Source organism: Microbacterium sp. 01T413_2, from assembly GCF_056398985.1.
In genome coordinates this window covers 1-14,402 of sequence record NZ_JBFTQL010000024.1, presented here as the reverse complement: position 1 = coordinate 14,402, position 14,402 = coordinate 1, and the positions used below count along the sequence as shown (strand labels likewise).

General features: G+C 70.4%; 11 protein-coding genes and 1 tRNA gene. 5 read left to right on the top strand and 7 right to left on the bottom strand.

What is annotated here, in order from left to right:
• Positions 1 to 166: 166 nt before the first annotated feature.
• Positions 167 to 448 (top strand): hypothetical protein, encoded by a 282-nt coding sequence (locus AC1DMN_RS13180; protein ID WP_441975750.1) that lies wholly within the window; start codon positions 167 to 169, stop codon positions 446 to 448.
• On the opposite strand, the gene AC1DMN_RS13175 is transcribed toward AC1DMN_RS13180, so the two are convergent.
• Both AC1DMN_RS13175 and AC1DMN_RS13170 read right to left on the bottom strand, forming a co-directional pair.
• Complete coding sequence (locus AC1DMN_RS13175; RefSeq protein WP_477229214.1) at positions 445 to 1,944, bottom strand: RNA polymerase sigma factor; 1,500 nt, start codon at positions 1,942 to 1,944, stop codon at positions 445 to 447. The two genes, AC1DMN_RS13180 and AC1DMN_RS13175, sit on opposite strands and share 4 nt — an antisense overlap.
• 139 nt (positions 1,945 to 2,083) lie before the next feature.
• Positions 2,084 to 3,100, bottom strand: a complete 1,017-nt coding sequence (locus tag AC1DMN_RS13170) for a helix-turn-helix domain-containing protein (RefSeq protein ID WP_477229215.1) — start codon at positions 3,098 to 3,100, stop codon at positions 2,084 to 2,086.
• A gap of 85 nt (positions 3,101 to 3,185) precedes the next feature.
• On the opposite strand from AC1DMN_RS13170, the gene AC1DMN_RS13165 reads away from it, so the two are divergent.
• Positions 3,186 to 3,416, top strand: a complete 231-nt coding sequence (locus tag AC1DMN_RS13165) for a hypothetical protein (RefSeq protein WP_477229216.1) — start codon at positions 3,186 to 3,188, stop codon at positions 3,414 to 3,416.
• Between the two features lie 48 nt (positions 3,417 to 3,464).
• Here the strand turns inward: AC1DMN_RS13165 and AC1DMN_RS13160 are convergent, their stop codons facing one another.
• The 5 genes from AC1DMN_RS13160 to AC1DMN_RS13140 form a co-directional block, all read right to left on the bottom strand.
• Positions 3,465 to 6,821, bottom strand: a complete 3,357-nt coding sequence (locus AC1DMN_RS13160; protein ID WP_477229217.1) for an ATP-binding protein — start codon at positions 6,819 to 6,821, stop codon at positions 3,465 to 3,467.
• Positions 6,818 to 7,534, bottom strand: coding sequence for a DUF4194 domain-containing protein (locus AC1DMN_RS13155; RefSeq protein WP_441975745.1), 717 nt, complete (start codon positions 7,532 to 7,534; stop codon positions 6,818 to 6,820). Before AC1DMN_RS13155 ends, AC1DMN_RS13160 begins: the two co-directional genes overlap by 4 nt.
• Positions 7,531 to 8,997, bottom strand: a complete 1,467-nt coding sequence (locus AC1DMN_RS13150) for a DUF3375 domain-containing protein (RefSeq protein WP_477229218.1) — start codon at positions 8,995 to 8,997, stop codon at positions 7,531 to 7,533. The genes AC1DMN_RS13155 and AC1DMN_RS13150 overlap by 4 nt, the downstream gene beginning before the upstream one ends.
• 98 nt (positions 8,998 to 9,095) lie before the next feature.
• Positions 9,096 to 9,171 (bottom strand) — tRNA-Ala (locus tag AC1DMN_RS13145).
• A 109-nt stretch (positions 9,172 to 9,280) separates the two neighbouring features.
• Complete coding sequence (locus tag AC1DMN_RS13140) at positions 9,281 to 10,207, bottom strand: LysR family transcriptional regulator (protein WP_440731551.1); 927 nt, start codon at positions 10,205 to 10,207, stop codon at positions 9,281 to 9,283.
• A gap of 118 nt (positions 10,208 to 10,325) precedes the next feature.
• Here AC1DMN_RS13140 and AC1DMN_RS13135 point away from each other — a divergent pair, with 118 nt between their 5' ends.
• The 3 genes from AC1DMN_RS13135 to AC1DMN_RS13125 are packed head-to-tail and all read left to right on the top strand — an operon-like array spanning position 10,326 to position 14,341.
• Positions 10,326 to 11,882 (top strand): aminotransferase class I/II-fold pyridoxal phosphate-dependent enzyme, encoded by a 1,557-nt coding sequence (locus AC1DMN_RS13135; protein WP_477229219.1) that lies wholly within the window; start codon positions 10,326 to 10,328, stop codon positions 11,880 to 11,882.
• A 60-nt stretch (positions 11,883 to 11,942) separates the two neighbouring features.
• A complete protein-coding gene (locus tag AC1DMN_RS13130; protein ID WP_477229220.1) occupies positions 11,943 to 13,445 on the top strand; it encodes an amino acid permease in 1,503 nt (500 codons plus the stop codon).
• Entirely contained in the window at positions 13,442 to 14,341 is a 900-nt protein-coding gene (locus AC1DMN_RS13125; RefSeq protein ID WP_477229221.1) for a universal stress protein, read from the top strand. Before AC1DMN_RS13130 ends, AC1DMN_RS13125 begins: the two co-directional genes overlap by 4 nt.
• The last annotated feature ends 61 nt before the right edge of the window (positions 14,342 to 14,402 follow it).

Below are 14,402 nucleotides of genomic sequence, written 5' to 3'. Positions count from 1 at the left end.
GTGTGCAACGTCCTGAGCGCTTCCGCTGTTCCCTGCGCCGATCCTCCGACTTCACCGGGATCCTCGCCGGGACGCGTCACTTTCCGCGCGCGGCGGACTCTCTTGGTCGATGGCCCGTTCGGGCCCGAAGGTGGGCTCCCGCGGGCCGACCACGAGGGAGGATGAAATGCGCAACCCCGAGATGCCGGCTGACGGATCCGAGCCGGAACCGGATGGATCGGTCGAACCGGGTGGATCGGTCGAACCGGTCGAGCGGACGATCGACCAGAGGCCGGTGCGACTCGGCGCTGCGTGGGATCTGGCCGTCATCATGGCGGCCGCGGCTGCCGACGACATGGCCGAGGCTGCGGCAGCGAGTCCGATGCCGTCCTGCACGAGGAGCGGCCCTCGCGCCGCCGAGCATCCCCACACGATGGCTCGCAGGGCGATCGGCTCGGTCCGCGCCTAGGGAAGCACCACGCTCAGTCCGAGCGAGAGCCCGCTCCAGGCGTCCGCCGATGCCGACGCCGAGAACTCGCCATCACCCGCGCCGATCGGCAGCACGACGATGCCCACCCCGACCGCAGCGGTCGTCGCAGTGGGGGCAGTCGCGTCGGACGTCGTGGCCACGTCCGTCGTCGCAGTCGCGTCGAACACGGCGGACACGTCGGCTGCGGCGGCCGGCTCGGCCGTCGCAGTCACGGCGGGTTCGTCCGCTCCGGACGAGAACTCCACGGCGCAAGCGGCCGCGACCGTCATCGGCGCCACCTCGGCGGACATCGTCCCGGCGACCCGCACCCCCGCGCCCGGCAGCTCCGTGATCGGCAGCTCCGCGATCGGCGGGCTCGGCGCCACAACTGCAGGCGGCGTCACCGGTACGGGGATCGGAGACGGCGCGGGGGCCGGACCCGGGCCGGGATCCTGCGGGACGTCGACGGAAGCCGGGGGCGTGTCGACGGCGGGGACGGCGCGCATCGCCTGCGCAGGCGCGGGTGGTGCGGGCGAGGCCGTGAGCGCGGGCTCGGGACTGCTCTGGGCGTCGACCGGCGGTGCGACCGGTGGCGCCGCAGTGATGAGCGCCGTCAGCACGAGGCTCCCGACGGTGGCCGCGCTGACGCCCCCGCCGACGATCCATGCGAGCAGGCCCGCCCCGGCGGCCGTCGTGGTGGCGGCCGAGGCGGCCGTCCCGCCGCTGAGCGACGCAGTGATCGGCAGTCCAGCGCCGGCTGCACCCACCAGGACTGCGGCCAGCGCCCCGCCCTGCGCTCGCGCGACGGACGAGCGCATGCCGACGAGCAGGTCTTCGCAGAGGACGCAGGTGATCAGGTGCGCGGCGACCTCCGCGGCGAGGGCCGCGTTCCGGGGCTGCGCCACATGCCGCGGGAGCAGCCGGGCGACGTGCGCGTCGTCGCCGCGCAGCGACACCGGAACCTGCTGCAGCAGCCATTGGTGCTTCATCCCCGCGCGGGCGCGACGCTGCAGCGCAGACACCGCGTTCGGTTTGATCCCCAGCGCGCGGGCGATCTCGGGGCGGCGCGCCCGGTCGACCTCGGAGAGCCAGAGCACGCGCTGCCAGCGATCAGGAAGGGCGCCGAACGCGGCGAGCACTTCCGCGGAGTCGGACTCGCGCTCGACGTGGCGGAGACCATCCCGCGGGTCCGCCTCGTCGAGGTCCTCCGCGTCGAGCACGCGAGCGGCGTCTCTGCGCCACCGGATGGACGTGTTGCGGATCACCGACCGCAGGTACAGCCGGAACGCGAATTCCGGACCCTTCTGACTGGTTCGCACCTGCTGGTAGATCGCGAGGAAGGACTCCGACACGAGGTCCTCCGCCCGGGACGGATACAGGTGCCCGGCGTAGCGCAGAGCCGCGTCGAAATGCCGCTGCCACAGCACCTCGTAAGCGCCGCCGTCGCCGTCCCGCACCGCACGAAGCAGCTCCGCATCGCTGCGAACCTCGTGCATGGGTTCCTCCCGAAGACGTGCGGACCGACTTCAGTCTGTCATCCCGTCGCCGGATCCTCGTCTTGGTGCTCGTGCGCGTGGCGCGCTCAGGCTCGCTCTGTTGACGTGCCGGCTGTCCGGCGGGACCAGCGGGCCGACTCTAGCCGAGGGACAGCAATTCGCGTCCGGCTCGCTCACCGGCGGCCTCGGCATCGGGCGCATCGCAGGCGAAGGTGCGGCGGTAGGCCGTCGGCGCGATCCCGACCTCACGCGTGAAGTGATGCCGGAACAGCGTCGCGCTGCCGAACCCGCAGCTCGCAGCGATCTCCTCGATCGACGCATCGCTCGTCTCGAGGACCAGCCGGGCGTGCAGCACGCGCTGAGAGATCAGCCACTGCATGGGCGTGACGCCGGTCTCTGCCACGAACCTCCGCGCGAACGTGCGGGTGGACATGTGGGCGCGCTGTGCGAGCGACGCCACAGAGTGCTGCTCGGCGAGCCGGGCGTTCATGAAGGCGAGGACGTCGACCAGTGCATCGCACTCCGCTTCCGGCACCGGCCGGCTGATGTACTGCCGCTGCCCGCCGTCGCGCTGCGGCGGCACGACCATGTTGCGGGCGATCACGTTCGCGATCCCGCTGCCGAGCTCGCGTCGCACCAGGTGCAGGCTCGCGTCGATGCCCGCCGCAGTGCCCGCGCTCGTGATCAGATCGCCGTCATCCACGAAGAGCACATCGGGATCGATGCGGGCACTGGGATAGCGGCGCTGCAGCTCCTCCGCATATCGCCAGTGCGTCGTGCACGGCCGCCCGTCGAGCAGCCCCGCGGCACCCAGCAGGAAAGCCCCGGAGCACGCGCTCAGCAGGATGGCGCCGCGTGCCGACGCCCGGCGGAGCGCGTCGAGCAGTTCGACCGGATACTCCTCCTCCGGGCGCACCCGGACCGCGGGCACCGCGATCACGTCCGCGTGCTCCATCGCCTCGAGTCCGTGTTCCGGGATGACCTGGGCGCCGACCTGCGTACTCACGGGCCGCCCGGCCTCGAGCCCGCACACGCGGAAGTCGAAGGCCGGCACGTCCGAATAGACGCTGCGGTCGAGCCCGAACACCTCGGTGAGGAGGCCGAACTCGAACACGGCGAGGCCGTCGATCACGGGGAGAGTGACGCTGTGCAGCATGGGGCGATTGTACTGGCTGGATCTTTATGGCGAAAGTCTTTCCGCCATCTGGTGGCAGGATTCGGGCGGTCATAGCTTTAGAGCCATGACCGAGACCAGCGCAACCCCCACTACTCTCCGGATCCCGCTGCCCCTCACGGACGGCTCGACGCGCTCCGCGATGGGACCCCCCGCACCGTCGTCGCGCCGTGGTGTGCGCCTCACCCTGCCGGACTGGCTGCCCCGCACGGTTCTTCGCCGCGGCGCAACCCCGACCCGCGAGGACGAGCGCGCCCTGCACGACCTGCGTGCCGCGCAGGACCGCAGCGATTGGTGACGCCGCTGCGGTCCTGGGCCGACACCGTCTGCCCGGAGCGCGAATCGCTCAGCGAGTCTCCGGCATCGCGACCTTGAGCTTCGCCCAGGAGCGGCCCTGGGTGTCCTTCAGGATGTCGTATTCGACGTCGACATGCGGCTCGATCGCGCTGTACTTGTCGTTCGGTGCCCCGATGACCAGCTGGAACCCGAGCCCACGCCACGCGCCGATCGCGCGCTTGGTGAAGTGCGCGTCCGCCTTGATGAGGGCCTCGTCCATGAACACCGGGGCGTACCGCGGGCGTTCAGCCCCGGCATCCCCGAGCTGATACCGCAAAGCCGCGCCGACGATGAACGCGATGAGCTCCTGCGACTCGCCACCGGACTTCTCGCCGATGTGGTCGTAGAGTGCGACATGCGCCTTGGTGTCGGCGGTGACCCGCTCGGCGCTCACCCGCACGTGATTGCGCACGTCGATGAGATCGGCGAAATCCGGCGCCGAGCGCCGCAGGTGCCCGATGAGCCGAGACATCCGGCGATAGGCGTGTTCTCGCTCCTGATCGGTCGAGGCTGCTTCGATGAGCCCGCGCACTTCGCGCAGATCACGACGGAAGCGCTTTCGCGCTTCGGACTGACTCTCGCGGGTGGTGATCTGCAGGCAGTGGTGATCGTCGTAGAACGGCAGGTCCTGCATGATCCGGTTGATCGGCTCGATCCGCTCGCGGATCTCCCGCAGCGCCCGTCCGAGCGTGGAGTCGAGGTTCGTCAGGTCGTTGCCGGACAGGTGCACCAGGCTGTCCCGCCACTCGCTCTCGAGCTGATGCAGACCGCTTGTCTCGAGGGCGGTGAGGATGCTCTCGAAGTCGTCGACATACAGATCCGGATCCGCGAGCAGGTTCGGGTTCTCCCAGCGCTCCAGGAAGCCGGTCATCAGTCGGCGCATGGCCTCGCGCTGCTCGTGATGGGCCTCGAACGCCGCCGTGCGGTCCTCGGTCAGCCGCGCGCCGGCGGTCTGCAGGGCGCCGTCGAAACGCTCCAGCAGCACCGACGGGGCCGCCTTGGCCGATGCGGGCGTGGCGAAACGGGCATCGAGATACTGCGCCTGCTCGGCGTCGACCGCACGACCGGATCCGGCCGCCGCCTCGATGAGGGTCTGCCCGGCATCCACATCGTCGGTGATCTCCCCCCAGCGCTGCTCGACGTGCTGACGTTCCGCGACGGCTGCGCCGATCTCCTCCCGCAGCTGCCCGGCAAGCCGCTTGGCCTTCTCGATCTGCGCACCGATCCCGGCGATATCCGGGTTCTTCTCGGCAGCCTCGGCCTCCACGCCGCGCCAGCGCTCCTGCTCGGCGACCAGTGCGTCGACATCGACCCGATCCCAGATGACGTCCACGACGCGCGCGAAGGCAGCGCGCTCAGCATCGAACCCGTCCAGTGCCGCCTCGGCCGCGGCGACCGCCTCCTCGGCGCGATCGAGGGCCGGCCGCAGCTCGCTCACCGCGTGTTCCAGTTCGCGCAGCCGCGTGCGGTTGGAGAATCCGAGCACGTTCGTGCGGCCATGGCCGCCATGCGCACCCTGATCGCCGCGGGAGATCTGGCCGGCGATGGTGAGCGCCTGCTCATGCTGTACGAGATCTGCCGCGGTGGGCACGCACACGAAGCCGAACCGCTCGGCGAGCCGCACCTGCAGCCAGCCCGTGAACGGGGTGTCGGCGTAATCGAGCCGGCCCGGCAGCCGGTCGTCCGCTCCCCCGCCGCTCGCGCGGAGGCCTGTATGCACGCCGTGGTAGGTGAGCCGGCGCGGTGTGCGCACACCGTCGATCGCGGTGCGGAACCGGTCGAGGTCGGCGACGTCGAGGAGCACCGTGGTCGCGAAGCCTCCGAGGGCGAGGTTGAACGCCTCCCGCCACGGCTCGTACTCCGTGCGGACCTCGATCAGCTCCCCCACGAACGGCAGCTGGTGCGGCTCGAGCCCGGCAGCCGCGGCGAGCAACTCGCGCGAGCGGTACAGGTCACCGGGGATGTTTCCCGAGAACCCCGAGGCCTCGTCCAGCGCGCGCTCGCGCTGGACGAACTCGGCTTTCAGCGCGTCCCGCGCGCGCCGTGCATCGGCCCAGGCGTCGCGAGCCCGGCCCTTCGCGCCCACGTCGGAGAGCACCGTACGGGCGCGCGCCACGAGCTTCTCGAACTGCGTCCGGCCGTGCACCTCGGCGCCGAGTGCGCGTGCGTCCTCGTCGAACCTGGCACGGAGCGTCCGCGCCTCGTCGAGGCGACGTTCCACGCCGCGGAGCTCGCGCTGGGCGGTCTCGAGCCTGTCACCGCCCCGTTCGCGCAGCAGGTCGCGCAGTCCGTCGTGCTCGGCCTCCGCCGCCTCCGCCTGCACGCGCTTCTCGCGCACGAGCACCTCGAGAGTGCGCGTGCGATCGCGCAGCTCGTCCTCGACATCGCGGAGCAAGTCCATGCGCCGCTCGGCACGCCACAGGGACGCGATCGAGTCCGGATCCTCGAACACGCCGACCTCGTCGATGAGCGCCATCCGCACGGCTGCCGCATCGATGCGGTGACGCAGGTCGCGGATCGGCTCGAGAGCGGCAACCTGCTGCCGTGCGACGAGCATCCGCTGCTTCGTGCTCTCCAGCTCGTCGAAGTGCTGCGTCACGGCGTCCGCGGTGCGCATGGTCTCGGGCTCTTCGAGCACCAGTCGCTTGTACAGGTCGTCGACCGTGGTGATCTGCTGTCCCGCCTGAATACGCGCGAGCAGGCTCATCGCATTCGATCCGGACCCTGCAGCGCCGATGCCCAGCACCGAGTGCAGCCGCGCCGAGAACTCGCGGTCCGTGCCCACCGGCTCCAGGCCTGCGGCGCGCACGGAGGCATCGGTGAGGCGCTGCGCAGCGGCCCGCTCGAGCACGGCCAGGTCGAACGCGGCGTTCGTGGTGGCGCGCACGCGCACCGTGTCCTCGAGCACGCGTGCGCCGGCCGGGATGTACCAGGCGCGCACCGCGGTGAAGCGCGAGCCGTCGTGGTCGAGCCACGTCATCGCGATCGCGGTCCAGGTGTCCTCCCCGTCGCCGCGGAGCACCTGCACCTTCGTACCCTCCTCGGTGCGCGTCTCGTCGAGCTTGCCGCGACCATAGGAGAGCACGTTGCGCTGCTCGTCGCCGCGCGGGCGCCCGGTGACACCGCCGTTCGACGCGCCGTTGAACGGAGTGGTGTGCGGCATCATCAGTGCGATGTACGCGTCCATGAGCGTCGACTTGCCGGATCCGGATCCGCCGCAGAGCAGCGTGGCCGCGGGCGAGAACCGCACGCGGTGGGGTCCGCCGTCGTAGCCGCCCCAGTTCACGAGCTGCAGATCCTCCGCGACCCACTGCTGTCCGCGGGAGGCGGTGGGGATCAGTCCGAAGAGCGTGTCGATCATCGTCATGAGAGGGCGTCCTCCAGTGCTTCCTCGGCGTCCGCGACGACGTCGAACGCGACGCTCTCGGCGCCGGACACACGCGCCGCGGCGGTCTCGCGCAGCCAGTCGCGCAGCTCGGTGAGCTTCTCCGCGCTCAGTACGACCTCCACGAGAGGTCCGATCCGAAAGCGGCCGGTGGTCTCCTCGCTGATGATCCCGTCGTTCGAGAGTTTGCGCATCGCGTCGCGCACGGCTTTCTGACGGCGCGAGATGTCGCCGTCCGCGTCCGTGAAGTAGCTGAGTACCGTCGCCTCCACGTCCTCGATGTCGATGCGGGGCGCCGCCTCGCCCGATGCGTTCTCGCGCTCGTAGACGGTGCGCAGGTGCACGAGCACGAGGGTCTCGGAGCGCGTGTAGGGCGTGTCCCGCAGCAGGATCGGGATGTCGAGCTCGTCGATGCGGACCTGCTGCTTGTAGGCGAGTCCGCGTGCGTGGTCCACGACCAGCCGGATGTAGACGTCGTTGAGACGCGATTCGATCACGCTCTGGTGGTCCAGAAGAGTGCGCCACTCGGTGCGGTTGCGGTCCGCGAGCAGGAAGCGCCGATGCAGGATCAGCGCGAGAGTGCGCCGCACCTCGGGATCGAGTACTCCGCGGTCGCCCGGGAACAGCTCGGCGAGGTCTTCCTCCATCGCGACGGGCTCGATGAACCCGGAGGCTCCGGTCCGGTCATCGGTCATGATTGCTCTTCCTTCCTCGCCTGCACGGTCACGGATCCGAACGCGAACCGCCGTGCCGTGCCGTCGGGGCGCACGGCTTCCACGATCGAGACGCCTTCCCCGTCGGAGAGTCCGTTGCGGTGGGCGATCTCGAGCAGGCCGAGCAGGTCGACCGGGCGGCGGGCACCCTCGCCGATCGCCTGGAACGCCTCCCCCAGATCGAACGCGTCGCCGAGCCCGGCGACGTACTCCTCGAGCTCCGCATAGTGCGGGCCGCCCCAGGCGCGGGTGTCGGCATCGACGAACTCGACTTCCTGGCCCTGCGTCGCCAGGGCCGCCGGCGCTCCTGGCGGGCGGATGTCGCCGAGCGACTGGCGCAGGTGACCGATGCTCGTCACGGGCAGGCGACGCAGCGGATCCACGGGCGTCTCAGGGGTGCGGGTCTGCGTCCACGCCTGCAGGCCGGCGATCACATCGCGCAGCAGTTCGTCGACCTGGCGGTCCCGGGCGGGATCATGCGTGCGCACCTGGCCGGCGATGACGTGTGAGGCACGGCGCTGGGCTGTCAGGACCTCCTGCACGCCGAGTTCCATGCGCCGCCCGATCATGTCGAGTTCTGTTCGCTGGGTGACATCCAGCAGCTGGGCGAACGGGCGCGCGAGCAGCCCGTGCAGCTGATCGGCCAGCGCGTCGATCCGCTCAGGATCGCCGATGAGGCGCAGCGCTCCGGCGAACGCCTGTCCCTCGCGCGTGGACTGCATGACCTGCTGACCACGCAGCAGGTATTCCCGCAGCACCTCGCCGGTCGGACGCTCGTCGCGGCGCAGATCGCGGATGACATCGCGCTGCATGGCCTTGATCGACTCCGCGACGCGGGTGAAGTCCGCGGGCAGACCCCGGGAGAGGTGCAGCACGTTCTCGGCCTCTTCGAGCAGCTCATCGTCGGGGACGGGATCCGCCGAACCGTCCTCGAGCGCCACGATCCGGGCGTCGAGCTCCGCTCGCTCGGCACGCAGCCGCGCGAGGCGTCGCGCCGGGTCGCCGTCCGCGTCTCCGGCGAGACGCTCCACGGCCTCGAGCAGGGTCCGCACGCGGGAGTTAGAGACGCGCGAGCCGCCGCCCGTGAGATCGGCGATCTCGAGTGCGCGCACGGCATGCGCGGTCAGCCGATAGACCTCGTTGTCACCGTCGATCTGCTGACCGAGCCAACCGACCTTGACCCAGTACCGGCAGACTTCTCGCCCCGACGTGGCGGGCAGCCGCCGGTCGTCGCCCTCGTAGCCCGCTGCACGCAGTTGGTCCAGAATCTCGCCGACCTCGACATGCGCGTCGGCGACGGCCACGGTCGGACGATCGGCGGAGAACATCTGGCTCAGCACCGCGACCACGAAGGGCGCATACCGGCCGTGCAGCAGATCGAGCGTCGGCGTCTTGAACGCCGCGAGCGCGCGCAGATAGGCGCCCTCTGCTCTGGATCCCGTCACGATCGCACCCCAACGACAGTCGCCGACACGTACCGCGCCCCCTCGCTCCCGCTGATCCGACAGACGACGAAAGCCCCCGGCGAACCGAGGGCTTTCAATGGTGGACCTGAGGGGACTCGAACCCCTGACCCCCTGCATGCCATGCAGGTGCGCTACCAGCTGCGCCACAGGCCCAGACGCTGTTCGCGGCTTCCCGCGACAACTCATTCAGCCTACAACATGGCTGTCTCACCGCGCCAATCGAGAGGGCCGCTACGAGCCGCCGGGCGTGTCATGCCCACGGTCACGCAGAGGGCAGCGTGCTGAAGGCGTCCCGGATCGCCAGCACCAGCTGGCGGACCGCGGTGGACGGGCCGCGCGTCGATCCCTCCGCCGATGTCGCCACAAGGACCGAACGCACGAAGGACGGATCCTCGATCGGACGCAGCACGATCCCCGGATGCGAACCGCCGACGGCGAGACTGGGCAGCAGCCCTACGGCGAGTCGGGCCGCGATCATCCCGAGCATGACCTGGAAATCGTCCGTGCGGATCGCGACGTCGAGCGTGTGCCCCCGGGCGGCGAACGCGTCGATCACGATCGTGTCCATCGGGTCGTTCCCCGCTGCGGCGAAGAGCCACCGCTCCTGCCAGAGAGTGAGCAGCGTCGGCACGTCGATCGGCCTCGGGGTCGCGAGCGGATGGCCGGCGGGCAAGGCCAGCAGCAGCGGGTCGCGATGCACCTCCCGAGTCGCGACATGCGTCCGGAACGGCAGCTCGTATCCGGGCACGGTATAGACGAGCGCGGCGTCCAGTCCTCCGCGGTTGATCCGGTCCACGAGCGTCGGCACCTCCTCGAGCATCGCGTCGACCTCGATGCCGAGATCGTCGACCCGGGGCACGACCGACGGCAGGATCTTCGCTCCCGCCGTGGGAAAGGTCCCGAAGCGCAGACGCACCCGCCCCATGGACGTCAGCTCTCTGGCGTCCCGGATCGCTCGCTCGCCCAAGGTGAGGATCTCCTGCGCCCGTTCGAGCAGCAGCGTGCCCACCGGGGTCAGCCTGCTGCCGCGCGACGAGCGGATCAGCACGGGCGAGCCGACGAGGCGCTCGAGGTTCTTGAGGTGATAGTCGACCGTCGGCTGCCCCCAGGCGAGCCGTCGCGCGGCGGCGGTCACCGACCCCTCGGCGTGCACGGCGCGGAGTGCTTCCAGCTGTCGCAGATCGAGCATCGAAACCAACCTCCTATGTCGGATCAGGCCTCTCTTGCGGCTGAGTCACATACAGGATATGTGGCCCAGGAGAATTTCCGGGATTCCGTGCGAGCCGGAAATTCCGCACCATGGACCAATGCCGTCCTCCGCCTCGCTCACCGTCGACCCGTCCACGTCTGCGATGTCGGCGTCGTCGATCGCGGATTCCCGCCACCGCGAGACTCCGTACGCCGACGCGCTCGAGCGCCACGCGAGCCGATCGCCGATCCAGCTGATGGTCCCCGGCCACAGCGGCAACAGCACCGGCATCAGCGCCCGCCTGGCGGAGTACTTCGGCGAGCGCGTGCTGCAGCTCGACGTGCCGATGCTCCTCGACGACATCGACCTCGGCGAGAACTCCCCGCTCTCGCAGGCCCTCGACCTCGCCGCCGATGCCTGGAGCGCGCGGCGCACCTGGTTCCTCGCCGGTGGCGCTTCGCAGGCCAACCGGATCGCGGCGCTCGCGGTGCGCGGCCTCGGCGCGAACATCCTCTCCCAGCGCAGCGCGCACTCGAGCTTCAGCGACGGGGTGCTCACCGCCGGACTCACGCCCTCGTTCGTGCTCCCCTCGGTCGATGCCCGCTACGGGATCGCGCACGGCGTCTCCCCCGCCGCCCTCGACGACGCCCTGACCGCCGCGGCCGACCGCGGTCAGCCGGCGAACGCCGTCTACGTCGTCTCGCCCAGTTATTTCGGCTCCGTGGCCGACATCGCCGGTCTCGCCGAGGTCGCGCACGCGCACGGCGCCCCGCTGATCGTGGACGGAGCCTGGGGGCCGCATTTCGGCTTCCACCCCGAGCTCCCGGAGTCGCCGACCCGCCTCGGCGCCGACCTCGTCGTCTCGAGCACGCACAAGCTCGCCGGATCCCTGACCCAGTCGGCCATGTTGCACCTCGGCGAAGGCCCCTTCGCCGACCGCCTCGAGCCGCTCATCGAGCGCGCCGTCTCCACCACGTCATCGACCTCCTCCTCGGCGCTGCTCACGGCTTCCCTCGACATCGCCCGGCACGCGCTCATGACCGAGACGGAGACGATCGGCCAGTCGATCGCCGGTGCGAACGCGTTCCGCGCCGCGCTGCGCGAAGATCCGCGCTTCTCCGTCGTCAGCGACGGCTTCGACGCGTTCGACGACATCGTCGCGACCGACCCGCTCCGCGTGCCGATCGACGTGTCCGCCACAGGCGTGAGCGGCCACTGGCTCCGCCAGCACCTGCTGGAGGTCGAGGGCATCTACTTCGAGATCTCGACGGCTACCGCGCTCGTGGCCCTCATCGGCGCCGGCAAGACCCCCGATCTCGAGCACGTGCTCCGCGTGCTCTCCGCGGCGGTCGATTCGGACGAGGCGCACGCAGAGCGCGCCCAGGCGGATACCGCCGGCTTCCCGGCGCTGCCACCCTCCGGTGCGCTGCGCATGCTCCCCCGCGACGCATACTTCGCGGGCACCGAACTCGTCCCCGCCGCGGAGGCGGTCGGCCGCATTTCTGCCGACACCCTCGCCGCCTATCCTCCGGGGATCCCGAACGTCATCCCGGGCGAGGAGATCACGGCGCAGATCGTGGCCTTCCTTCAGGCCGTGGCCGCGTCTCCCAGCGGATACGTCCGCGGTGCGGTCGATCCCGACGTGGCCTTGTTCCGGGTGACGAGAGCAGACTGACCCCCGATCCTGCCGAACCCGGATCGCGCAGGCTCACACATCCAATCAAAGGAGACTGGAATGACCACCATCGCCCAGCAACTGCTGCGCCGGAAGCCGACCACGCCGGTCGGCGCCGGCGAAGTCCACCTGAAACGCAGCATCGGGCTGTTCTCGCTGACCATGATCGGCGTCGGCGGCACCCTCGGCACGGGGATCTTCTTCATCCTGTCGCAGGCCGTGCCCGTCGCCGGTCCGGCGGTGATCTGGTCATTCGTGATCGGAGGCGTGGTGGCAGGTCTCACGGCGCTCTGCTACGCCGAGATGGCCGGCGCCGTGCCGGTGTCCGGATCCACCTACTCCTACGCCTACGCGACTCTCGGCGAGGGCACGGCGATGGCGGTCGGCGCATGTCTGCTGCTGGAATACGGCGTCTCGACCGCGGCGGTCGCGGTCGGCTGGTCCCAGTACGTCAACCAGCTCCTGCAGAATCTGTTCGGCTGGCAGATCCCGGTGCAGCTGTCGCAGGCTCCCGAGCAGGGCGGCATCGTCAACGTCCCCGCCGTCATCGTGATCGTGCTGTGCGGCCTGCTGCTGATGCGCGGCGCCCGTGAGTCGACTCTCGTCAACAGCATCATGGTGGTCGTCAAGATCGCGGTCGTGCTGTTCTTCTGCGCGATCGCCTTCACCGGCTGGAACGCCGACCATTTCCACAACTTCGCGCCGGCGGGCTTCGCCGGCATCGTCGGCGGCGCCGGCATCATCTTCTTCTCCTTCGTCGGTCTGGACGCCGTCTCGACCGCCGGTGACGAGGCGAAGAACCCGAAGCGCAACCTGCCGCTCGCGATCATGTTCGCCCTCGGCATCATCATCACGCTGTACGTGCTCACCTGCCTCGCCGCCCTCGGCGCCCAGGCCCCGGCGAAGTTCGAGAACCAGGACGCAGGCCTGTCCGCGATCCTGCAGAACATCATCGGATCTACCTGGCCCGGCACGGTCGTGGCGATCGGCGCGATCATCTCGATCTTCTCGGTCACCCTGGTCTGCCTCTACGGCCAGACGAGGATCCTGTTCGCGATGTCGCGCGACGGCATGATCCCCCCGGTCTTCGCGAAGGTCGACCCGCGCACCCTCTCCCCCGTGAACAACACGATCATCGTCGTGATAGCGACGAGCATCCTCGCGGCCGTCGTCCCGATCAACTTCCTCGCCGAGATGACCAGCATCGGCACGCTCGTCGCCTTCCTCGTGGTGTCGATCGGCGTGATCATCCTGCGCGTGCGCGAACCCGAGCTCGAGCGGGGCTTCCGCCTGCCGCTCGGCTGGACGATCCCGATCCTGTCGATCATCGGCTGCATCGCGATCATCACCCAGCTGCGCGTGATCACGATCGTGGTCTTCGTGATCTGGGCGGCAGTGTTCCTGGTCTTCTACTGGTTCTACGGGCGCACGCACTCGGCGCTCAGGGTGGGCCATCCGGTCGTCGCCGCCCCGGACGTCCCGTACACCACCGCCGTCGCCCAGCCGAGCACGGACGCCGTGCGCCAGGCCGCCGCCGAACGCCGGACGGACGGCGACCGATGAGCCTGCTCGTCGGCCTGAGCCCCGCGAGCCGCTCGGCGTCGGTGCTGCACCTCGCCGCGATGCTGGCGCGGTCGGCGGACACCGGCCTGATCGTCACCACGGTGATCCCGGAGACCTGGCCGCGCTCCGTGGGACACGACGATGCGGAATGGCACGCGTTCACCCGCGACGCCGCGAACGCCGTGCTCGACCACGCCGCCGCGGTGCTCGGCGGATCGGTGCCTGCGCAGTTCGTCGTGCACGAGGCATCGTCCGCCCGGCGCGGCTTGCTCGAGCTCGCCGAGCTCCGCGACGCGGGCATGATCGTGATCGGATCCTCGTCCGCCGCTCCGCTGGGACGGATCGCCCTGGGATCCGAGAGCGACGCGCTGCTGCACGCCTCCGCGGTACCGGTGGCGATCGCGCCGCGCGGCTTCCGCACCAAGGGGGACGCCAGGGTCGGTCGCGTCACCGCGGCCTACCGCGGCACGGACTCGTCGGCGGATCTCGTCTTCGGCGCGGCGACCGTGGCCAGGTCGGTCGGTGCGGCCCTGCGGATCGCGTCGTTCGCCGTCGTGCCGAACGTCTCCGGCACGGCCGGGGCGGGGTTCGACGCTGAGCGGAGCATCGCCGAGCAGTGGGCCGACGACATCCACGCCCACACCGCACAGCTGCTCTCGGAGGTCTCCGCCCTTCCGGACGCGCCGGAACTCGCCGGCACCGTGATCGGCCTGGGCGACACGTGGGAGTCCGCCGTGGATGACGTGGAGTGGGACGCCGACGAGGTGCTGGTCGTAGGATCGAGCAGTCTCGGGCCGATCGCCCGGGTCTTCCTCGGATCCAACGCGACCAAGGTCGTGCGGCACTCCCCCGTGCCTGTCGTGGTCGTCCCGCGACGCGCCCTGGATCCCGCCTGACGCCGCCACCCCGAACCGCACCGCACCGCACCGCACCGCACCGCACCGCACCGCACCGCAC